The sequence below is a fragment of the Bifidobacterium animalis subsp. animalis ATCC 25527 genome, assembly GCF_000260715.1.
Classification (GTDB): domain Bacteria; phylum Actinomycetota; class Actinomycetes; order Actinomycetales; family Bifidobacteriaceae; genus Bifidobacterium; species Bifidobacterium animalis.
In genome coordinates, this window is the sequence record NC_017834.1 from 1,050,797 (window position 1) to 1,072,807 (window position 22,011).

Annotated in this window: 14 protein-coding genes and 1 pseudogene; 3 read left to right on the forward strand and 12 right to left on the reverse strand. The window is 60.5% G+C overall.

Features of this window, described 5'->3' with window-relative positions; genetic code table 11:
• Positions 1-72: 72 nt before the first annotated feature.
• The 4 genes from BANAN_RS04490 to lepA form a co-directional block, all read right to left on the reverse strand.
• Positions 73-1,608: a glutamate synthase subunit beta gene (locus BANAN_RS04490; RefSeq protein ID WP_014697739.1), complete on the reverse strand. Its 1,536-nt coding sequence runs from the start codon at positions 1,606-1,608 to the stop codon at positions 73-75.
• A 1-nt stretch (position 1,609) separates the two neighbouring features.
• The gene (gene gltB / locus BANAN_RS04495; protein WP_014697740.1) at positions 1,610-6,130 is read right to left on the reverse strand and encodes a glutamate synthase large subunit; all 4,521 of its coding nucleotides are present in this window, start codon (positions 6,128-6,130) and stop codon (positions 1,610-1,612) included.
• Positions 6,131-6,402: 272 nt separating this feature from the next.
• Positions 6,403-7,716, reverse strand: coding sequence for a radical SAM family heme chaperone HemW (hemW, locus tag BANAN_RS04500; protein ID WP_014697741.1), 1,314 nt, complete (start codon positions 7,714-7,716; stop codon positions 6,403-6,405).
• A 7-nt stretch (positions 7,717-7,723) separates the two neighbouring features.
• Complete coding sequence (gene lepA, locus BANAN_RS04505; protein ID WP_014697742.1) at positions 7,724-9,604, reverse strand: translation elongation factor 4; 1,881 nt, start codon at positions 9,602-9,604, stop codon at positions 7,724-7,726.
• A gap of 147 nt (positions 9,605-9,751) precedes the next feature.
• Between lepA and rpsT the strand changes: the two genes are divergently transcribed.
• Positions 9,752-10,012, forward strand: a complete 261-nt coding sequence (rpsT, locus tag BANAN_RS04510; protein WP_004217863.1) for a 30S ribosomal protein S20 — start codon at positions 9,752-9,754, stop codon at positions 10,010-10,012.
• Positions 10,013-10,102: 90 nt separating this feature from the next.
• On the opposite strand, the gene BANAN_RS04515 is transcribed toward rpsT, so the two are convergent.
• The 3 genes from BANAN_RS04515 to BANAN_RS04525 all read right to left on the reverse strand — a co-directional run bounded on the left by BANAN_RS04515 (position 10,103) and on the right by BANAN_RS04525 (position 12,975).
• Positions 10,103-10,888 carry a trimeric intracellular cation channel family protein gene (locus BANAN_RS04515; protein ID WP_041777006.1) on the reverse strand — a complete coding sequence of 262 codons (786 nt, stop codon included), beginning with the start codon at positions 10,886-10,888 and terminating at the stop codon, positions 10,103-10,105.
• Between the two features lie 119 nt (positions 10,889-11,007).
• Entirely contained in the window at positions 11,008-12,135 is a 1,128-nt protein-coding gene (locus BANAN_RS04520) for a branched-chain amino acid aminotransferase (protein WP_014697744.1), read from the reverse strand.
• A gap of 213 nt (positions 12,136-12,348) precedes the next feature.
• Complete coding sequence (locus BANAN_RS04525) at positions 12,349-12,975, reverse strand: 50S ribosomal protein L25/general stress protein Ctc (RefSeq protein ID WP_014697745.1); 627 nt, start codon at positions 12,973-12,975, stop codon at positions 12,349-12,351.
• Positions 12,976-13,220: 245 nt separating this feature from the next.
• Between BANAN_RS04525 and BANAN_RS04530 the strand changes: the two genes are divergently transcribed.
• Complete coding sequence (locus BANAN_RS04530; protein WP_014697746.1) at positions 13,221-14,228, forward strand: alpha/beta hydrolase; 1,008 nt, start codon at positions 13,221-13,223, stop codon at positions 14,226-14,228.
• Positions 14,229-14,337: 109 nt separating this feature from the next.
• On the opposite strand, the gene BANAN_RS04535 is transcribed toward BANAN_RS04530, so the two are convergent.
• Genes BANAN_RS04535 through BANAN_RS04545 form a run of 3 tightly spaced genes read right to left on the reverse strand, consistent with a single transcriptional unit; the run spans position 14,338 to position 17,221 of the window.
• Positions 14,338-15,753 carry an NAD(P)(+) transhydrogenase (Re/Si-specific) subunit beta gene (locus tag BANAN_RS04535; protein ID WP_014697747.1) on the reverse strand — a complete coding sequence of 472 codons (1,416 nt, stop codon included), beginning with the start codon at positions 15,751-15,753 and terminating at the stop codon, positions 14,338-14,340.
• Positions 15,753-16,064 carry an NAD(P) transhydrogenase subunit alpha part 2 gene (locus BANAN_RS04540; protein WP_004269096.1) on the reverse strand — a complete coding sequence of 104 codons (312 nt, stop codon included), beginning with the start codon at positions 16,062-16,064 and terminating at the stop codon, positions 15,753-15,755. Before BANAN_RS04540 ends, BANAN_RS04535 begins: the two co-directional genes overlap by 1 nt.
• 2 nt (positions 16,065-16,066) lie before the next feature.
• The gene (locus BANAN_RS04545; protein WP_014697748.1) at positions 16,067-17,221 is read right to left on the reverse strand and encodes an NAD(P) transhydrogenase subunit alpha; all 1,155 of its coding nucleotides are present in this window, start codon (positions 17,219-17,221) and stop codon (positions 16,067-16,069) included.
• 269 nt (positions 17,222-17,490) lie between these two features.
• Here BANAN_RS04545 and BANAN_RS04550 point away from each other — a divergent pair, with 269 nt between their 5' ends.
• Complete coding sequence (locus tag BANAN_RS04550) at positions 17,491-19,551, forward strand: AMP-dependent synthetase/ligase (RefSeq protein WP_014697749.1); 2,061 nt, start codon at positions 17,491-17,493, stop codon at positions 19,549-19,551.
• 73 nt (positions 19,552-19,624) lie between these two features.
• On the opposite strand, the gene era is transcribed toward BANAN_RS04550, so the two are convergent.
• Together era and BANAN_RS04560 are read right to left on the reverse strand one after the other, a co-directional pair.
• Complete coding sequence (gene era / locus BANAN_RS04555) at positions 19,625-20,620, reverse strand: GTPase Era (protein ID WP_014697750.1); 996 nt, start codon at positions 20,618-20,620, stop codon at positions 19,625-19,627.
• A gap of 1 nt (position 20,621) precedes the next feature.
• Positions 20,622-22,009: pseudogene (locus BANAN_RS04560) on the reverse strand (hemolysin family protein).
• Positions 22,010-22,011: the final 2 nt, after the last annotated feature.

The following is a 22,011-nucleotide window of genomic DNA, read 5'->3' on the forward strand; positions in this document are numbered from 1 at the left end:
TGACTTAGCCCGTAGACGCAAAAGCGGTCCCGACCCGGGACCGCTTTTGCTTCGGGGGCGTGCTCCTCTGGATCAGCGGCGAGGCAACGCCATCGGGCGCTCCGAGGCGACAATGGGGGCCGGAAGCTCGGTGCATCCGGTCAGATACCTGTCGACGGCCGCAGCGCAGGAACGGCCCTCGGCGATCGCCCATACCACCAGGCTCTGGCCGCGTCCGGCATCACCGCACGAGAACACGCCATCCTGCGAGGTCTGGAATGCGTCGTCACGGGCGACGTTGCCACGACCATCGAGGTCGACCGGCAACTGCGCTTGTAGGGTTTCGGTATCCGGGTGCAGGAATCCGACCGAGATGAGCACCAAGTCGGCTGGGATCACACGTTCGGTGCCCGGTTGGCGGGTGAACGGGCCATCCTTGCCGGGGGCCACCGACACGACCTTGAGGCCGGTGACATGACCGTTCCCATCGGAGACGAAGCCCTCGGTCTGTGTATTGTCGCTCACCGTGATCTTGGCGGCGTCCTCCTCGGAACCCACGAAGTTCACCGAATCGGTGTTGTAGACGTATTCGCCGCCCTCCTCCATGGAGGAGGTCTTCTGGTAGAGGCGGGCGAAGGTCGGCCAAGGTTGGTTGTCCGGGCGCTTCGTCGGTTCCTGCGGCATGATCTGCAACACCGTCACATCCTTGGCCCCCTGGCGAATCGAAGTGCCCAGGCAGTCGGAACCGGTGTCGCCGCCGCCGATGATCACCACATGCTTGTCCTTGGCCGTGATGTCATGGATCGGCTGCTTGCCGAACACACGACGGGTCGCGTCGGGCAGGAACTCCATGGCGAAATGGATGCCGTCGAGATCGCGGCCCGGAATGCTCATATCGCGGGGAACGGTGGATCCGATGGCCACCACCACGGCGTCGAACTGGCTGCGCAGATCGTCCCAGCCGAGGTCCTTGCCGATCTCGGTGTTCGTGCGGAAGCGGGTGCCTTCGGCCTCCATCTGCTTGACTCGACGGTCGAGGAGCCCCTTTTCGAGCTTGAAATTGGGGATGCCGTAGCGCATGAGGCCGCCGACCTCGTCGTCGCGTTCGAACACGACGACGGTGTGCCCGGCACGGGTGAGCTGTTGTGCACAGGCGAGGCCGGCCGGCCCCGAGCCGACGACGGCGACGGTCTGGTCGCTCAGACGTTCGGGCGGCAGCGGCTTGACGTATTCGAGATCCCACGCCTGGTCGATGATGGTGACCTCGTCGTTCTTGATCATTGTTGGCGGCTGGTGGATGCCGAGCACGCACGCCGATTCGCACAGCGCCGGGCATATGCGCCCGGTGACCTCCGGGAAGTTGTTCGTCATGGACAGGCGATGGTAGGCGTCCTCCCATTGTCCCTGCCGCACCAGATCGTTCCATTCGGGAATGATGTTGCCCAGCGGGCAGCCCGACATACAGAACGGGGTTCCGCAATCCATGCATCGGGCGGCCTGCTCCTGCGTCCAGTCCTGCAGACCGGATTCCGCATGAACATCAAGCCAGTCCTTGATGCGTTCCTCAACGGGGCGTTCGGCCAGTTCCCTACGGGACCTCACCTTCAGGAATCCACGTGGATCACCCATGTCAGCGCGCTCCTTCCATCACGTGCTCGTAAGTTTCCTCCCACACACCGGGCTCGTTGAAATCGATGTGCTCCGCCTTGGCCTTGTCCATGGCGGCGGTCATGGCGACGAACTGCTTCGGCACGAGGTGTGTGAAGCGCTTCGCCGACTCACTCCAGTGCTCCAGCAGCTCCTTGGCGAACACGGAGCCGGTCTCGGCGGCATGGCGCTCGACCAATTCGCGAACAACAGCCGAGGCATGCTCATCAAGCGGTTCGATCTGCAGCGCGCCGGAGGCGGCCTGGGGGTTGAGCTTGTCCCTGTCAAGGTCAAGCACATACACATGGCCTCCGGAGAAGCCGGCGCCGAGATTGCGCCCAGTGGAACCGAGGATCACCACGGTGCCCCCGGTCATGTACTCGCAGCCATGGTCGCCGACCCCTTCCACCACAAAGGTGGCGCCACCGTTGCGCACGCCGAAGCGTTCGCCGGCACGGCCGGCCACGAACATCTCGCCCGAAGTGGCGCCGAATCCCAGCACATTACCTGCGATCACGTTCGTATGCGGATCGAAGGTGATCGCGTCGGTCGGCCTGATCACCATGCGGCCGCCGGACAGGCCCTTGCCTGCATAGTCGTTCGTCTCACCGACGATGCGAATCGTCTCGCCACGCGGAATGAACGCGCCGATGGATTGGCCGCCGGTGCCGTTGAGCGTCAGGTCGATTGTGTTGTCGGGCAGGCCCTCCTCGCCGTATCGCCGGGTGATCTCGTACCCGAGCATTGTGCCCACCGTGCGGTTGACGTTGCGAATGTCGGCGGTGATACGCACTGGCGTGCCGTTCTCGAGGGCATCGTGCGCCTGTTCGATGAGCACGTTGTCGAGGGCCGTATCAAGCTCATGGTTCTGTTCGATCGTCTGGTGGAGCACCGTGCCGGGAACCGGACCGCTCTGCATGAGCACATGGCCCAAGTCGATGCCCGCGGACTTCCAGCGCTCGATGGCGTCGTTCTGGTCCAGGCACTCCACATGCCCCACCGCTTCCTCGAGCGTGCGGAAGCCGAGCTGTGCGAGCAGTTCACGCACTTCCTCGGCAATGAACATCATGAAGTTCACCACATGTTCGGGTTTGCCGGTGAAGCGTGCCCTGAGCTCCGGATCCTGCGTGGCGATACCCTGTGGGCAGGTGTTCTTCTGGCATGCGCGCATCATCACACAGCCTTCCACCATAAGAGCGGTGGTGGCGAAGCCGAACTCCTCCGCTCCCAGCAGCGCCGCGATCACCACGTCACGGCCGGTCTTCAGTTCGCCGTCGCACTGGACGACGATGCGCGAGCGAAGACCATTGAGAATCAACGTCTGTTGGGTTTCCGACAGACCGATCTCCCATGGCGTGCCGGCATGGCGGATGGCGTTGAGCGGGGCCGCTCCGGTACCGCCGTCATAGCCGGAAATGAGCACCACGTCGGCATGGCACTTAGCCACACCGGCCGCAATGGTGCCCACACCGAATTCGGACACGAGTTTGACATGCACGCGAGCCTTCGGATTGGCCATCTTCGCATCGTTGATGAGCTGCTTGAGATCCTCGATGGAGTAGATGTCATGATGCGGAGGCGGCGAGATGAGCTCCACGCCAGGTGTTGCGTGGCGCACCTTGGCGATCCACGGCGGCACTTTGGCCCCCGGCAGATGGCCGCCCTCACCGGGCTTGGCTCCCTGCGCCAGTTTGATTTGCAAATCGGTGGCATGCACCAGATAATCGCTCGTCACACCGAAACGGGCGGAGGCGATCTGCTTGATTTTGCTGCACAGCTTCGGATCGTTGAGCCGTTCCGTTGATTCGCCGCCCTCGCCGGAATTGGAGCGCGCGCCAATCGAATTCATTGCGATGGCGAGCGTCTCGTGGGCTTCCTTCGAGATGGAACCATAGCTCATGGCACCCGTGGAGAATCGCTTGACGATCTCGGTGGCCGGCTCGACCTCACTGATGTCGATCGGTTTGCGCACCGTATTGAACTTCATGAGTCCACGCAGCGTCATCAGACGGTTCGATGTGTCGTTGATATGCGCGGAATAGCGCTTGAACATGTCGTAGTCGCCACGTTGGGTGGACTGCTGGAGCAGGAAGATCGCCTCGGGGTCGTTGAGATGCTCCTCACCGGTGCGGCGCCACTTGTATTCGCCGCCGGTGCGCAGCACACGGTGCGGTGTCGCCGTCCATTGGTTTGGATATGCCTCGCGGTGGCGGATCGCCACCTCCTCGGCCAGGTCGTCGAGCCCGCAGCCCTCGACACGGGATACCGTACCGGTGAAGTACTTGTCGATCACGGCGCTGTCGAGCCCGACGGCTTCGAACAGCTGTGCACCACGGTAGCTCATGATCGTGGAGACGCCCATCTTGCTCATGATCTTGAGCACGCCGGTGGAAAGCGCATTGCGCAGATTCTCGATTGCAGTCTCGGGGTCGACCGTCACATAGCCGGTGCGGGAAAGCTCCTCCACCGATTCGAATGCCAGGTACGGATTCACTGCGGCCGCGCCGTAGGCGATGAGCAGCGCCACATGGTGAATCTCACGCACATCGCCGGCCTCCACCACCATGGAGATCTGAGTCCTCGTATGCTTGCGCAGCAGGTGATGCTGTACAGCCGAGGTGAGGAGCAGCGATGGGATCGGAGCCATCATATGGTTGGAGTCGCGGTCGGAGAGCACGAGGAAGTTGCTGCCGTCGGCGATGGCCTGGTCGATTTCGGCGAAGATCTCCTCCAGACGGGTCTCCAAGGCATCGCCGCCGCCGGTGACCTGATACAGTCCCCTGATCACATACGGCTTGTAGTAGCCTCCGAGCTGTGAGGCGCGATCCAAGCGCTTGAGCTGGGCCATCTCGTCGGAGGTGAGCACCGGCTGCGGGATGATCACCTTCTTGGCATGCAGGGCACAGTCTTCGAGCAGATTCGGTTCGGGGCCGATCGCCGAGGCGATCGAGGTGACGATCTTCTCACGTTCCCAGTCAAGCGGCGGGTTCGTGACCTGTGCGAACTTCTGCATGAAGTAGTCGAACAGCATGCGACTGCGGCTGGAGAGCACGGAAAGCGGAATGTCGTTGCCCATCGAACCGAGCGGCTCCTTGCCTGTATTGGCCATGGGAGTCAGCACCATCTTGAGCTCTTCCTGCGTGTAGCCGAAGGCACGCTGACGCCGGTGCACGGAACGGCCGGAATAATTGATGTGCTGACGCTGCGGCAGCTCCTTCATCTCCACCGTGTTGTCTTCCACCCATTCCTTATAGGGATGCGCAGTTGCCAGTTCATGCTTGATCACGTCGTCTTCGATGGCCTCGCCACGCACGGTGTCGATGAGGAACATCTTGCCGGGCTCAAGACGCCCCTTGCGCACAATGTGCTCCTCACCCACCTGGGGCAGCACGCCGCTTTCCGAGGCAAGCACCACGTAGCCGTCATCGGTGATCTGCCAACGGCCCGGACGGAAGCCGTTGCGGTCAAGCAACGCCCCCACAAGCTCGCCGTCGGTGAAGACGATATCGGCTGGGCCATCCCATGGTTCAATGAGCGTGTTGTTGTATTCGTAGAATGCACGGACGTCCGGATCGAGTTCCTTGTTGTTCTCCCATGCCGGAGGCACCATCATCAAAATGGCATGTGGCAGGGAACGACCTGCAAGGTGCAATAGTTCAAGCACCTCATCGAAGGTGCCTGAATCGGAATACCCCGGCGTGAGAATAGGCAGCAGGTCCTTCATGTCGCCGAGCAGCTTTGAGCTCAGGCGTCCCTCGCGAGCTGAGAACCAGTTGCGGTTGCCTTGGATCGTGTTGATCTCACCATTATGGGCGATGAGGCGGAAGGGCTGTGCCAATGGCCAGCTCGGGAAGGTGTTCGTGGAGAAGCGCGAATGGACTATCGCGATCGTGGCCTTCATGCGCTCGTCGGACAGGTCCGGGAAGAATGGCTTCAGCTGCATCGTCGTGAGCATGCCCTTGTAGGTGATGGTCATCGACGAGAGCGATGCGAAATAGACGCCTACCTCGTGTTCGGCGCGCTTGCGCACACGGTAGACCTTGCGATCGAGATCCACGCCCGCCAAAGCCGATTGCGGATCCGCCAGCACCAGCATCTTGAACGATGGCATACTGGCCAGTGCCTGCAGTCCCAGACCATCAGGATTGGTGGGCACCACACGCCACGCCAGCACCTCAAGCCCCTCCTCGGCGGCGATCTTGGCAATGGCCTGCTCCTGCTGGCCGCTGGTGGCGATGTCACGATCCAGGAACGCGATGCCAGCCGCATAGTGCTTCGGATCCGGCAGCGGCGCATCGATGACGGCACGCATGAACTCATCGGGCATACTCATCAGAATACCGGCGCCATCACCGGTGTTCTCCTCCGCTCCGACGGCCCCGCGATGGTTGAGGTTGATCAGCACCTCGATGGCATCGTCCACGATCTTGCGTTCCGGTCTCGTGTTGAGGGTGGTGACCATACCGACACCGCAGGCATCATGCTCGGCAGCGGGATCATACATCCCCTCCGGGCGATGAATCGTCAAATCTAGCGGGCTCGCAAAAGTCACCGCAATCACCTCTCCTTCATGGCAATCCATGGGCAGTTGTCCAACTTAGGTTAGCGGGCGTCGGCCCGTTGCCGCCACTTGAGTCCACATACCGAAGAACGCACTGGATGTCAATGGGCGAATTTCACGCTCCGGAAATCTAAGCTCCATGCATTCTATTTCCCGCGTTATTACGGGAGTATGTCATGCCGTCACACGGCGAACATACGTCCGAATGATGAGATTCAGTCATGGAGGACGGCATCCATGAGCCGCTCGATCACCAGATCGTTGAGCAGTCTGCCCTGCAATGTCGCAATCAGCGCGTCGTCCGAACGGGTGAGCAATCCCTCGTTCACCAATGCGTCGATTGCCGTGGAAGGAATCTTCATACCGGTCCGTTCGGCGAAGGCGGAGACATTGAGCCCTTCCCGCAGACGAACACCGAGCATGAGCAGCTCCTCGGCGTTCTCATCGCAGTCGATGAGTTCGAAGTCCTGCCATGGCACACGACTGTGCTGAAGAGCCACCGCCCAAACTCGTGGATGAGGTATGTCCCATGCGCGCATGGACGTCCATGCATCCCGTACCGGAGCACCGTGCCCGTTGGCACCTACCGGTATGCCCGCCTTAGAATCATGGCCGATTCCCGTATCCATGCGGCGTACCGCATTATAGTGGCTATGTGCCCCCGGTCCGATCCCGGCCCAATCCGCGTTGCGCCAGTACCCCAGGTTGTGCCGACTTTCATGGCCGGGGCGCGCCCAATTGGATATCTCATACCATTCAAACCCCGCAGCGCTCAGCAGCTGGTCGGCAAGCTCATATTTGGCAGCCTCGCCATCATCATCCGGCGCCTCGAGCTCACCGGCGGCGATGCGTCTGCCCATCTTCGTATGGGGTTCGACCGTCAATGCGTAGGCGGAGATATGGTGCACGCCCAGACCAATGGCCGATCGCACGCTGTCGCACCAGTCCTCGGTACTCTCCCCCGGCGCTCCGTAGATCAGATCGACACTCGTCTCCAACCCGAGCCGGTGTGCAGCCTCGACATCCGCAGCCACATTCGACGGGTTGTGGGTGCGATCCAACGTGCGCAGCACATGCGGCACACTCGACTGCATGCCGAATGAGATTCGGGTGAACCCGCCGTCCCTCAGTATGCGCAGATACTCGGAATCGACCGAGTCGGGATTCGCCTCGGTTGTGATCTCGGCATCCTCACGAATGCCCCATATCTCGCGCACGGCGTCCAGCATCGCCACCAGATCGCCGGCAGGCAGCAACGTCGGAGTGCCCCCGCCGAAGAAAACGGTGGACGCAGGCGGCTCCGCCACACCATGCGCCAACTGCCATTCATGCACGACCTGCATCTCGCGGATGGCCAACGTCGCATAGTTTGCGCGCGAAGCGCCCTCCCCGAGATCGAGGGCCGTGTAGGTGTTGAAATCACAGTAGCCGCAGCGGCGAATGCAGAACGGCACATGCACATACACCTCGAATGGCATGGTGGTCGAAGCTGGCGGATGCGCCGTGAACGGCGCTGCTGCATCGGACATGGCCCGATCAGCCTTCGCTCTTCTGCGCGGCGCGGATCTTGTCTTTCGTATCGCGGTCGTTGCCGCCTTCGCCGGTCGACAACGCGGCGACGAAGGCCTCCTGCGGCACCTCGACATGACCGAGCATCTTCATGCGCTTCTTGCCCGCCTTCTGCTTTTCGAGCAGCTTGCGTTTACGGGTGATGTCACCGCCATAGCATTTCGCCAGCACATCCTTGCGCAACGCACGTATATTCTCACGCGCGATGATGCGGGAGCCGATCGCGGCCTGGATGGGAATTTCGAACTGCTGGCGCGGAATGAGCTCACGTAGTTTCTTCGTCATCATCACGCCATAACTATAGGCCTTGTCGCGGTGCACGATTGCGGAGAAGGCATCGATCTTCTCCCCCTGGATCAGAATATCCACCTTCACCAGATCGGCCGCCTCCTCGCCATCCTCGTGGTAGTCGAGCGACGCATAGCCTTTCGTCCGGCTCTTCAACTGGTCGAAGAAATCGAACACGATCTCGGCGAGCGGTATGCGGTAGTGCATCTCCACGCGGTCGGTGGAGATGTATTCCATGGTGCTCATCGTGCCACGATGTTCCTGGCACAGATCCATCACGGCTCCAATGAACTCCTTGGGGGTGATGATGTCAGCGGCCACCATCGGTTCGACGATCTTCTTGATCTTGCCGTCCGGGAACTCGCTCGGATTGGTCACACGATGCACGGTGCCGTCTTCGGCGGTCACCTCGTACGGCACGTTCGGGGCCGTGGAGATGAGATCGAGACCGAATTCGCGGCTCAGCCGCTCGGAGACGATCTCCATGTGGAGCAGACCGAGGAAGCCGCAGCGGAAGCCGAATCCCAACGCCACCGACGTCTCCGGTTCATAGATGAGGGCGGCATCGTTGAGCTTGAGCTTGTCAAGGGCCTCACGAAGCTCGGGGAACTGGGCGTTGTCGATCGGGAACAACCCCGCGTAGACCATTGGTTGCGGGTCACGGTAGCCGGGAAGCGGCTCGGTGGCGGGATGGGCTGCGGATGTGATCGTGTCGCCCACCTTTGACTGGCTCACATCCTTGGCGCCGGTGATCACGTAGCCCACCTCGCCGGCACCCAACGCGCGCGTCGGCATCATATCGGGGCTGATCACACCGATCTCAATCGGGTCGTAGGTGGTGCCCACGCTCATCATATGAAGTTTCTCACGTGATCTGAGCTCGCCGTCTACCATGCGGATATAGGTGACGATGCCGCGGTAGGAATCGTAGACGGAATCGAAGATGAGCGCACGGGCGTCCGCATCGGGATCACCGGCGGGTGCCGGCACGTCGACGACGATGCGGTCGAGCAGCTCGCGCACACCTTCCCCCGTCTTTCCGGAGACGCGCAGCACGTCGCTCGGCTCGCAGCCGATGAGACCGGCGATCTCCTCGGCGTGTTTGTCGGGTTCGGCGCTTGGCAGATCGATCTTGTTGAGCACGGGGATGATGGTGAGGTCGTGGTCGATGGCCATGTACAGATTGCTCAGCGTCTGCGCCTCGATTCCCTGCGTGGCGTCCACGAGCAGCACAGCCCCCTCACATGCCGCCAAGGCTCGCGAGACCTCGTACGTGAAATCGACGTGTCCGGGGGTGTCGATCATGCCGAGAGTGTACTCCTGACCGTCATAGGACCATGGCACACGCACGGCCTGCGATTTGATCGTGATGCCCCTCTCCTGCTCGATGTCCATGCGGTCGAGGAACCGGTCGCGCATCTCGCGTTCGGGTACGATTCCCGAAAGCTGGAGGATGCGGTCTGCAACGGTTGATTTGCCATGATCAATATGCGCGATGATGCAGAAATTACGGATCAACGACTGATCGGTGAATCCCGGCTGGTTATGCTGCTCGCTCACGAACCCTCCTATACGTTGGTAACTGTATGATTCTACCCATACGCCACGGCAAGCCCACGGAATCCGACACCTTCCGTTTATCCCCGCATCATGGTATTCTTTTCATTTGTATGTCCTTATAGAAACACTTCGTTTGGAGAATAGATAGTGGCAAACATCAAGTCGCAGAAGAAGCGCGTTCGCACGAACGAGAAGGCGCATCAGCGCAACGTTGCGGTCAAGTCCGCTCTGAAGACCTACATCCGTCGCACCCGCGAGGCCATCGCTTCCGGCGACAAGGCCGCCGCTGAGGCCGCCTTCGCCATCGCTGGCCGCAAGCTCGATCAGGCTGCAGGCAAGGGCGTCATCGCCAAGAACCAGGCTGCGAACCGTAAGTCCAGCCTCGCTCTGCAGATCAACGCCATGTGATTCGTTCGCATATGCAAAGGCCCCGGTCCAACCGCCGGGGCCTTTGCATATGCGTATGCGGATACCTGGAAGAAGCGGGCACCCGCCCGATCAGCTTGACGCCGAATCACCGCGCCGGGGTTCCGGTGCATCCTTGGAATCCGGTGTGGCTTTCCGACGCTGTCCGTCGGTGTCCGTCTGCGCCCTCTCTCCTCTCAGCAGCGTGGCCGGCAGATGCACACGGTGTCGTTGCACCGCGCCCGGCAGTCGAATGTTGAATTTCACCGAGCAAATGCGCAACATGATCACCACAAGCACGATCACCACATCGAGGAGCATCTCCGTATTGTCCCCGATCAGGCGACCGGTATGAGCGCGCCATACCCATACGGTGAAGATGCTGCCAAGCACCGCCGGCACCACATAGAGATGGGGATCGCGCACCACCATCGGCACCTCATTGACGAGCATATCGCGAATCACCCCGCCGCCCATCGCCGTGAACGTGCCCAGAAACACTGCGGTCATGCCCGAGGTGTTGTACAGGAGGGCCTTGCCCGTGCCGTTCACGGCGAATAGGCCAAGTGCCAGCGCATCGATGGTGATCATGGACCACTTGAGTTTGTCGACCTCCGGATGTATCACGGCCACAACCGCCCCGGCGGCGAACGCGGTAAGCACCGATCCCATGTCGGAGATTCCCACCGGTGGTAACGCCCCGAGCAACACATCACGTATGATGCCGCCTCCGAGCGCGGTGATCCATGCGATGATGATGATCGATGAGACGTCATAGCGCTTGCGTACCGCCGTCAGTCCCCCGGCCATACCGCAACAGAAGATCGCAAGGTACTCGACCGCCTGGAAGAACGGTGTGCTCTGCAACGCTATTTCCATGAATCAGACTTCCTGTTCCGTCAGTGCGTATACTGCACATTCAAGACTACAACGGAAAAGGGCGATGCCGTGAAGCATCGCCCTTGCACGCCGCATATGCGGTTGTCACTGGTGTCGGCTCAGCACACCTTCCACATCCAGTCGTGCGGATCGGCGATCTCACCGAGCTGGATGCCCAGCAACTGATTGCGAATCGCCATCGTGAGCTCGCCCGGTTCGCCGTCGCCGACGGTGACATCGAACTTCTCGGACTTGAAACGGCCGATCGGGGTGACGATCGCCGCGGTGCCGCAGGCGAAGACCTCGGTGACCTTGCCGGACTTGATGTCGTCGAGCAGCTGGTCCAAGGCGATCATCGTCTCGACGACGTCATGGCCATCGTCCTCAAGCAGCTGGATGATCGAACGACGAGTGACGCCGGGGAGGATGTTGCCGGTCAGGCTCGGGGTCTCCACATGGCCGTCCTTGTACACGACCATCATGTTCATGCCACCGAGTTCCTCAAGATAGGTCTTCGTCGCGGCATCGACGAAGCAGACCTGTTCGCAGCCCTCGGAGATGCCACGGTACTCGCCGAGCAACGATGCGGCGTAATTGCCACCGCACTTGGCGAAACCGGTGCCACCGGGACCGGTGCGGAACCACTTGTCCTCCACCCAGATGCTCACCGGCTTCACACCACCCGGGAAATACGGACCGGACGGCGAAGCGATCACGCAATACTCGACCTCCTCGGGCGCACGCACGCCGAGGAACGCCTCAGAGGCGAAAATGAACGGACGCAGGTAGAGCGTGTATTCACGGCGGCTCGGCACCCATTTCACATCCTGTTCGACAAGCGCGGCGCAGGAACCCAGGAAATCATCGATGGGCACTTCAGGCAGATACAGGCGCTTAGCGGAATTCTGCAGACGTTCCGCATTGCAGTCAGGGCGGAACAGCCAAGTGGAGCCGTCGGCATGGCGATATGCCTTGAGCCCCTCGAAACACTCCTGCGCATAATGGAGCACTGAGGCGCCCGGATCCATCTTCAGCGGCGCATACGGCTCGATGCGGCGGTCGTTCCAGCCTTCGCCCTTGGTCCAGGTCATGTGGGCCATGCTGTCGGAGAACACCTGGCCGAATGCCGGCTTATCGATGAGCTCCTCTCGTTTCGCATCGGATGCCGGGTTCGGATTGGGCAGAACGGTCCAGTCCTCGGCAAGCTTGTCGAGAGCTTCTGGATTGTGATGAGAATCGTTGGTCATTTTCTCGCTTCTTTGAATCATTCGTGGAATGTGTTGGCTTTGCAGCGCTTGTGGCACCGATTTGTCTGTTACTGTAAACACACCCCGTTACGAATGCGCAAAGCCGGTTCATATTTTGAAATATCTCACCGTTAGCGAACGGACGTCTCGATTCCATATGCGAAAAAGGACCCGCCGAAGACGACGGGTCCTTTACACGGATTTGCGAATGGCTCAGGCCTCTGCGCCTGCGTCCTTCTCATCTTCCGCCGGAACGGCATCTGCCGGCTCAGCGGTCTCGAAATCGGCAGGAGCCTCCTGCGGGATTTCGATGGTGACCACGGATTCCTCCGGATCGGCGATATCGAGCTCGACACCCTCCGGCAGCTCGAGATCCTTGGCGAAGATGTTGTCGCCATCCTGCAGGCCCTCGACGGAGACGACGATGCGCTCCGGCAGGTTGGAGACATCTGCGCGGACCTTGAGCTCCTGCGCATCAACCACTGCGATGGCGCCACCCTTCGGGGTGCCTTCGACGAAGACCGGAACCTCGACCTCAATCTTCTCGCCGGCCTTGACCTCATAGAAGTCGATGTGCTCGATGATGCGCTTGACCGGGTTGCGCTGCACATCCTTGACGACGGCGAGCTTGGAGTCGGCGCCGAACTTGATGGTGAATAGTGCGTTGGTGTGGCGCAGGGCCAGTGACGTCTCACGCATCGGCAGCTTCACATAGACCGGCTGGTCGCCACCTGCGTAGATGGTCGCCGGGATCTCCTTGGCAACGCGCATGCGACGGGCAGGGCCCTTGCCGAACTCGGTGCGCAGTTCGCCTTCGAGAACAATGCTGTTGTTAGCCATGTTGCATTCCTCCTTGTTTCCACTTGACGCATCAACGAGCCAAAGCGGCCCCAAGGAGCCCACTTTTTGCCGAGTCGATGACGGAGGCCGACCGGCCTCCCTCGCCAAAGCAACTCCTCAACGCTACCGGCATGCCGCGACATGATGGAGAGCGATACCATATATATTCGTTGTGCAGTACCATGCAATCAGAACGCCGCGGCTCCGGCATGACAACGGAACGACTTGCGGGTGTGGAGGCAGACATGACGAAACGAATATCGAACGCATGGCCATATACATATATAGGAGCCGCAGCCGGAACGGTGCTGGCCTGTGGCATGATCCTCGCCGCCGGGGAGACGATCTTTTCCGTCACCTTCGACTCGAAATCCAGACGCTCGGTGTTCCGCAACAAGTCTCGCGGCACCTTCGCCCAGCATGACCCCGCGCATCAGGCCACCGAGGACACGCAGGCGCAGCTGTGGTTCGAACAGACCAGACATGCTGTGCAGATACGCAGCTACGACGGGCTGAAATTGCATGCATGGCGTTTCGATGCGAACACGGCCGCGCCACTGCCCCATACCTATGTCATTTGCATGCATGGCTACACCGGAGGTCCCGAGGAGATGGCACCTTGGGCATACCATTACGCCAATCTCGGCATGAGGGCGCTGGTGCCGGCGCAACGCGCCCACGAACTGAGCGAGGGCCGCTTCGTCGGCATGGGCTGGCTGGAGCGTGAGGACCTGCTGCGCTGGGTCAACTCGATTGTGGCCAGTGACCCTGACGCCCGCATATTGTTGCATGGCAATTCGATGGGGGCCGCGACGATACTCGACGTCTGCGCCGACTCGCGTCTGGCTCGCAACGTGGTGTGCGCCGTCGTCGACAGTGGGTTCTCCAGCGAATACGACCAGATGCTTGATTCGGTCTCTGCAATGCTTCATATGCCCAAATGGATGGCCAAGCCGATGGTGGATTGCGCCAGTCTGGTGAACAGACTCAGGCTCGGCTTCGGATTCCGTCAGGCGAATGCCATTGAGCAGCTGCATCGCACCACGCTGCCGATTCTGTTCATTCAAGGCGATCAGGACGACATTGTCAGCCCGCATATGCTGGGCAGACTCTATGCCGCATGTGCCAGCCCCGTGAAGGCGAGATTGCAGGTTCATGGCGCTGGCCACACACTCAGCCTGACCACCGATAGGAATCTGTATTGGAGCACGGTGGACGCCTTCCTACGCCGCTGCCTGCATATGGAAGACTGATCGCCGATCCCATCCCAAATAGCGATAGATGGGGGCAGGGTCCCGCCACAGCGGGACCCTGCCCCCATCTATCTATTCAATATTTCAATCCATGGAAATAGCCGCGGACTCAGCCGAGCAGCTCCTTGACAGCCGCGATGACGGACTGCAGGCTCTGCTTGGCATCGCCGAACAGCATCTGCGTGTTGTCTTCGTAGTACAGCTCGTTTTCGATGCCGGCGTAGCCCTTGCCGCGGCCACGCTTCATCACGACGACGTTCTGCGACTTGTCGACGTCGAGGATGGGCATGCCCGAGACCGGCGTACCGGGTCTGCGTGCGGCCGGGTTCGTCACATCGTTCGCGCCGACGACCAATGAGACATTGGCGGTCGGGAACTGCGGATTGATGTCGTCTAGATCGACGAGCTCGTCGTAGGGCACGTTCGCCTCTGCGAGGAGCACGTTCATGTGACCGGGCATACGACCGGCCACTGGATGGATCGCATATTCGACCTCAACGCCATGCTCCTTGAGCAGTTCGCCCAGATCGGCGAGTTCACGCTGCGCCTGCGCCTGCGCCAGACCGAATCCAGGTACGAAGATGACCTTGTCGGCATAGACGAGCTGCACCGCGAGATCGTCTGCCGACGTTTCCTTCATCGTGCCTTCCGGCCCCTCGCCCTCACCGACGGATGCATTGGAACCGCCGAAGCCGCCGGCAAGCACCGACATGAGCGGACGGTTCATGGCCTTCGACATGAGCACGGAGAGCGTCACGCCGGCAGAACCGACGAGGGCGCCTGCGATGATGAGCGCCACATTGTCAATGGCCAAGCCGGACATTGCGACGGCAGTGCCGGTGCACGCATTGAGCACCGAGATGACCACCGGCATGTCGGCACCGCCGATCGGAATGACGAACACCAGGCCGTAGCACAAGGCGAACACGGTGGTGAAGATCGCCCACAGGAGGCGCTGTTGCGGGAACACGCACAGCAGCACGAACGAGGCGACCATGAGCACGATGAACAGGATGTTCCAGAGGCTCTTGCCGGGCAGTGAAAGGTTCTTCACCCACTTGACGCCTTGCAGCTTGCCGGCGGCGATAAGCGAACCGGTGAAGGTTACCGAACCGATCATGACGCCCAGACCAGCGGTGATGAGCACGACGATGCTCGGGGTGCCCGCCCCGGCGAGGATGTCATTGAGCGCGACAAGGGCCGCCGCACCGCCGCCCACGGTGTTGAATACGGAGACGAGCTGCGGCATGTCGGTCATCTTGACCTTCTTCGCCGAGGCGACACCGGCGACGGCACCGATGATGATGCCTGCGATCAGCAGCCAGATGGCGATTGCATTCTCGAATCCGGTGATGAACAGTTTGACAAAGGCCATGACCACGGCGACCACCATGCCGGCCGCCGAGATGAAGTTGCCCTTGCGCGCCGTCTTCGGGGAGTTCATGTAATGAAGACCCATGACGAACATCACGGCGGACAGCAGGTATACGAACCATGCGATGATATCGATTGGCGTGGCGCTCATTACTTGTCGCCTCCCTTCCCCTTGGCGTCATCTTTGTTGCTCTTGAACATCTCGAGCATGCGGTCGGTGACCACATAGCCACCCACGACGTTCATTGTTCCCAGCACCGCCGCGAGGAAGATGAACACGTAGGAGAGCCAGTTGTTGGCCTCGGCGGCCACGATGACGACACCGACGATGACGATGCCGTGGATGGAGTTCGCACCCGACATCAATGGCGTGTGCAGCGTCGCCGGCACTTTTCCGATGACCTCTATGCCAATGATCAGTGCGAGGATGAACAGGGTGATCGATACGACCAGATCAGGCATCGTCACTCCCCTTTCTTCTTGTCGTCGTTGCTGTCGGCATGCGTATGGGCGACCACCATCGCATCGTCGAGCTCTTCGCCCTGCCTCACTTCGAGTCTGCCGTTCACCAGGAAGTGGGCGAGGACATCCGCCACGTTGCGGCTGAGCAGATTGGAGGCGGTGGTGCTCACCTCGCTGGCCAGATACGGGGCGCCGATGACGGTTACGCCTCCGTCGGTCACCTGCGTTCCTATTTGCGAGCCCTCCACGTTGCCGCCCAGCTCGCTGGCCGCGCAATCGACAATGACACTGCCACGGTGCAGACCATCCACACCGGCCTTGGTGAGCAGCATCGGGGGTTTACGGCCGGGAACCTTGGCGGTGGTGATGATGATGTCGAATTCGGCGGCCTTTCGATCCACGGCCGCCTGCTGCTGCGCCTGCTCCTCGGCGCTCAGCGCACGGGCGTAACCGCCCTCGCCCTGTCCACGGGACAGGTCGATACCGAGGTCGAGGAACTTGGCACCAAGCGATTCCACCTCGGACTTCGAGGCGGGACGAACATCGTACGCCGTCACCACGGCACCGAGTCTTCTGGCGGTGCCAATGGCCTGCAGGCCGGCGATGCCGGCGCCGAGAATGAGCATCTTGGCCGGGCGGATGGTGCCTGCGGCCGTGGTCATCATCGGCAGGAAGGAACCGTAGGCGTTGGCGGCCACCAGCACCGCCTTGTATCCCATCACCGAATTCTGCGAGGTCATCTCGTCCATCGACTGGGCTGAGCTGAGCTGGCGCGGCAGACGTTCGATGGCGACGGCGGTTATGCCGGCGCTTGCCAGTGCCGCCACATAGTCCTCGTCGGTGAATGAGCCCAGCATGCCTATGACCCAGGTGCCCGGCTTGATGCGACCGATCATCTGCTCGGATGGCCGATCAACGAAGCCGAGGGCATCGGCCTTGGCGAGGATATCGTCGGCAGTGCAAACGGTGGCGCCGACCTTGGCGTAGTCCTCGTCGGTGTAGGCGGCCGCGTTCCCGGCGCCCTGCTCGATCATGCATGTGACCCCCGCCTTGCGCAGGCGGGTCACGGTATCCGGCGTCAACGCGACGCGGGATTCATGGTCTGACGTCTCATTGAAAACGCCGAAGACCACGTTGGCTTCTGGTGTTTGAGCCATATGAACCCTTTCTATGCATCCCCCGGATGGGAATGGTGAACATACAGCGCCCCAGTCTAACGAAACATGCATGTAACACCATGGAAAAGTCCATGTATCGAATACTTTTGCCGACCGCCCTACCACAGCAGGGGTCCCCGACTCCCCCTCATTCGTCCAAGGCGTGACTAATTACGCCAGAAGTCATCATTACGAAAGCGTAAGGTGACGGCGGACGATTTTACGGCTAGACTTCGCGTAGAAGGTTTTATCAAACGGTTAGGAGTGTCATGTCCGTTTTCTCGAAGGTCAAGAAGTCTGCGTCCGATGCGACGCAGAAGCTGCTGCAACTGGGTGGTGATTTCTCGCACCCGATCAACGCCGATGGCGACACCCCGGACTATATCGATCCGCAGACCACTCCACAGCACCATAATTACGAGGACCTGCCGCATGTTGATTTCTGGGGTCCGGACAGGCCGACCACCACGTTCATCGATGCCGACTCCGATTTCATCACGGCCAACACCGAAGGCAACAAGCCGCTGCCGGAGAACTTCAGCATTTACAACATCTACGAGGATCGTGCCGATCGCATGCCCGATGAGGGCCTGTACACCTTCAAGCAGGGCGATGAATGGGTGACCAAGACGGCCCGTGAGACCTTGAACGACATCCGTCAGGTGGCCAAGGGCCTCATGCATCAGGGACTCAAGAAGGGCGATGGGGTGGCGTTCATGTGCCACACCTCCTATGAATGGGATGTCTTCGATGGCGCGGTGCTCTCCATCGGCGGTGTGATCGCCACGATCTACGACACCGATTCCGCCGAGCAGATCCGCAACATCGTCGATAACTCCGACGCCAAGCTTCTCATGGTCGAAACCAAGGACATGATGAAGAAGACGAATCTGGCGAAGGAGGACTGCCCGACGCTCAAGAACGTCATGTGCCTGGAGAACGGGGCGCTCGATGAGTTGAAGGCCTACGGCTCGTCCATCTCCGACGAGAAGCTCGACGAGCGCATTCGCAGCGTGAAGAAGACCGATCTGTGTTCCATCGTGTACACCTCGGGCTCCACGGCTGCGCCGAAGGGCGTCGAGATGACGCAGGCCCATTACTGCTCCACCGCCACGAACCTGCCGGATTATATGCCCGATTTGCTGCATAACAAGCGCAACCGCGTGCTCCTGTTCCTGCCGCAGGCACATTCGTTCGCCCGTGCCATCAACTACATCTGCGTCGCCAGTGACATCCATATCTATATCGCCCGTGGCATCAAGACCCTGACCGCCGACCTCAAAGTGGCACGTCCGCACATCATGATCGTGGTGCCGCGTGTGCTCGAGAAGGTCTACAACGCCGCCTCGCAGAAGGCCGGCAACGGCCCGAAGGGCCGCGTCTTCGCCGCCTCGGTGGTCGCCGCTCAGAAGTACATGCAGGAGGTGAGCGAGAAGGGCAAGGCGAGCCGCTTCGTCACCGCACGACGCAACATGTTCGACCCGATGGTCTACTCTTCGATTCGCGACGCCCTCGGCGGCTGCGCAAAATGGATTGTGACCGGCGGCGCACCGCTCGACCCCGATCTCATGGCGTTCTTCCGCGGCGCCGGCATTCCCGTGTATGAGGGATACGGACTTACCGAAACCACCGCCCCTTGCGCCTTCAACCCGCTGACTGTGCCATACCACCAAGGTTCGGTTGGCATCCCGTTCCCGGGCTTCCAGGTGCGCATCGGAGACGGCAACGAGATTCAGGTCAAGGGCATCCCGGTGTTCAAGCGCTATCACAAGAACGAGGAGGAAACCGAGCTGAACTTCACCAACGATGGCTGGTATCGCACCGGCGATCTTGGGCGGCTCGATGACGACGGCTTCCTGTTCATCATCGGACGCAAGAAGGACCTTATCATCACCGCTGGCGGCAAGAACGTCTCTCCGGGCCCCATGGAGGAAGTGATCAAGCGCTGCCCGTTCGTTTCCCAGGCGTTGGTGCTCGGTGATAAGCGTCCGTTCATCTCCGCGCTCATCACCTTGGATGAGGACTCGCTGCGCCCATGGCTTGCCAAGCAGGGCCTCGATTCGGGCATGACCATGGAGGACGCCGCACAGAACGCCGCCGTGCGCGCGGAAGTGCAGAAGTGGGTCGATCAGGCCAACGAAGGCGTCTCCCGGGCGGAATCGGTGCGCAAGTTCATCATTCTTCCCGAGGAATTCACGCAGGAGAACGGCCTGATGACCGCCTCCATGAAGATCATTCGTCCGAAGGTGCTCAAGCGCTACAACACGCTGCTCAACACGCAGATGTACACCAAGCGCAAGCCCGCTTCCGAGGATTCTCAACGAAGCTGATACCGCTACGTCCACTGATATGGGAGGGCTCCCGTCATATGTCATATGACGGGAGCCCTCCCATATCAGTGGACTAGAAGCCCAATCTGTCGAGTTTCTTGGGGTCGGATTGCCAGTTCTTCGCCACCTTGACATGGAGGTCAAGATTCGCCTTGCGTCCCACAAGACGATTGACGGGGGTGCGCAATCGCTTCTTGATGCGCACAAGATGCTCGGCGTGCCTGCCGATGATAATCGGTTTCTGCGAATCGCGTTCCACGTAGATGGACACCATCACACGTGCTTTGCCATGCATGGCCTGCGCATCGTCCTCATCCATGTCTTCCGGCATGTCGATGGAATCGACCACGACGGCGAGGGAATGGGGCAATTCATCGTCGAGTTCCTCGAGCAGCACCCCGCGCACCAGCTCGGCGATGGCATCCTCCGGGCGTTCCTCGGTCACCTGATCCGTCGGGTACATCTGCGGCCCCTCCGGCAGATGCTCGATGAGCACCGTGCGCACCTCCTGCAGATTGTCGTCCCCAAGCGCACTCACCGGCACGATGTCGGCGAAATCCGCGAATTCATTGATCTCGATGAGCTTGTTGACGAGTTCGGTGCGGTTCAAACGGTCGATCTTCGTCACGATGGCGATAAGCGGCACCTTCCATTTGAAGGTACCGTCATCGTTCTTCGTGGCAAACTGGGAACGCAGTCTGCTCAGGATGCGCCGGTCACCGGGACCAATCTCCTGATCCGCCGGCAGCAGGAATGCGATTTCGTCGCTGTCCGCCAATGATTCGTCCACCACATCGTTGAGACGTTGGCCAAGCAGCGTGCGGGGCCTGTGTATGCCCGGCGTGTCGACGAGCACGATCTGAGCGTTATCGGTGGTGAGCACGCCGCGAATCGCCTTACGGGTCGTCTCCGGCCGTGATGACGCAATGGCGATCTGCATGCCGATGAGCGCGTTGATCAGCGTCGATTTGCCGACATTCGGGCGTCCCACAACGGCAACGAAGCCGGAACGGTAAGGAGTAGCGCCGGAAACAGCATCGACCCCCTTGGTATGTGTCTGGTCAGCCATATCAATCCTGTTCTTTCTTGGTGGAGTTCGAGTCCGGGGAATCAGCGTCGGATTCCAAGGTAGTCTGATCGACATCGGACTCCGGTTCGACAACAATGGTGGAGACTTTCTTGCGGCGCCCCGCGGAATCCACTGCGGTGAGGCGCAGACCGCGCGTGACGGCACTCGACCCCACAATCGGCACACGTCCCAGCAGTTTGGTGAGCAATCCGTACACGGTATCCACGTCATCTTCGTCGAGATCGATCTCGAAGATGTCTTCCAATTCGGCAATCGGAGTGCGTGCTGGCATGCTCCACTTATGTTCGCCTATCTGACGCGGCTCGCCATGCTGGGTGTGATCATGCTCGTCCTGCAGCTCCCCCACGATCTGCTCGAGCGCATCCTCTATGGTGACCATGCCCGCGATACCGCCGTACTCATCGACGACGACGGCAACATGGTGGCAGGTCTGCTGCATCTCATGGAACAGATCGTCAGCCGGCTTCAGCTCGGGCACGAGCATGGGCTTGCGCATAATCGATTCGATGGGCCGGCTCAACGCGGCATTGTTGAAGATCGTCGCACGCACGGCATCCTTCATATATGCGATGCCGAGCAGGTCGTCTATGTCATTGCCAATCACCGGAATGCGCGAATAGCCGGAACGCGAGCACAGTTTGAGGAAGTCCTCCAGCGTGTCGTCCTTTTCAATACAGATCATGTCGGTGCGAGGCACCATGATCTCGCGCGTGAGGGAATCGGATAGCGCCAGCACATTGTGCAGCATTTCGGAGACCTCTGGGTCGAACCGATTCGTCTCCAGCACACGATTGATGGCGGCGCGCCCCTGCTCAAGATGAATCTCCTCGAGCTCCTCGTTCTCCGAAAGTTCGGTCTTGCGCGCGCTCTTCGACTTGCGCGGGTGCAGGAACGGCGCACAGGCATAGGCAAATGAGGCCAAATGGAATATGCCAGCAAAATCTCCAGCGGCTTGTCGGAACCCACGGAACGCGGTCTGGCCAACACCGACACGAACGCGACCACCAGAGCGGCAAGCACGCCATAGATGAGTTGCAGCCATACCGGACTGGCGAATATGGCCGCAATGCATACCACACAGGCCCCGATGAGCACATTGCTCAGAATACGCAGAAACGCGCAGGCCGAAGACGTGGCATGCCGGTTTGCAACGAGATGCTGTACGCGATGGATCTTCGCGATCTTCTTCTGCCGGGTGAACTGGCTCAATTCGGAATCGGTCTGCGCCTCGATCATCAGGTTGTTCAGATTCGCCCTGGTCACCCGCACAATGGCGCTTTCAAGCGACGCCATGAGCAGTGATTGCCAGAACAGTACGATGGCCACGACAACCAGCGCCACCACCGTGACGATTCTCAGTTCGTCCACTT

Bases quoted from the DNA above. Each gene is read 5' to 3' on its own strand.
- BANAN_RS04490 (WP_014697739.1), bottom strand. From the start codon at position 1,608: ATGGGTGATCCACGTGGATTCCTGAAGGTGAGGTCCCGTAGGGAACTG.
- gltB (WP_014697740.1), bottom strand. From the start codon at position 6,130: ATGTATGATCCCGCTGCCGAGCATGATGCCTGCGGTGTCGGTATGGTC.
- hemW (WP_014697741.1), bottom strand. From the start codon at position 7,716: ATGTCCGATGCAGCAGCGCCGTTCACGGCGCATCCGCCAGCTTCGACC.
- BANAN_RS04515 (WP_041777006.1), bottom strand. From the start codon at position 10,888: ATGGAAATAGCGTTGCAGAGCACACCGTTCTTCCAGGCGGTCGAGTAC.
- BANAN_RS04520 (WP_014697744.1), bottom strand. From the start codon at position 12,135: ATGACCAACGATTCTCATCACAATCCAGAAGCTCTCGACAAGCTTGCC.
- BANAN_RS04525 (WP_014697745.1), bottom strand. From the start codon at position 12,975: ATGGCTAACAACAGCATTGTTCTCGAAGGCGAACTGCGCACCGAGTTC.
- BANAN_RS04530 (WP_014697746.1), top strand. From the start codon at position 13,221: ATGACGAAACGAATATCGAACGCATGGCCATATACATATATAGGAGCC.
- BANAN_RS04535 (WP_014697747.1), bottom strand. From the start codon at position 15,753: ATGAGCGCCACGCCAATCGATATCATCGCATGGTTCGTATACCTGCTG.
- BANAN_RS04540 (WP_004269096.1), bottom strand. From the start codon at position 16,064: ATGCCTGATCTGGTCGTATCGATCACCCTGTTCATCCTCGCACTGATC.
- BANAN_RS04545 (WP_014697748.1), bottom strand. From the start codon at position 17,221: ATGGCTCAAACACCAGAAGCCAACGTGGTCTTCGGCGTTTTCAATGAG.
- BANAN_RS04550 (WP_014697749.1), top strand. From the start codon at position 17,491: ATGTCCGTTTTCTCGAAGGTCAAGAAGTCTGCGTCCGATGCGACGCAG.
- era (WP_014697750.1), bottom strand. From the start codon at position 20,620: ATGGCTGACCAGACACATACCAAGGGGGTCGATGCTGTTTCCGGCGCT.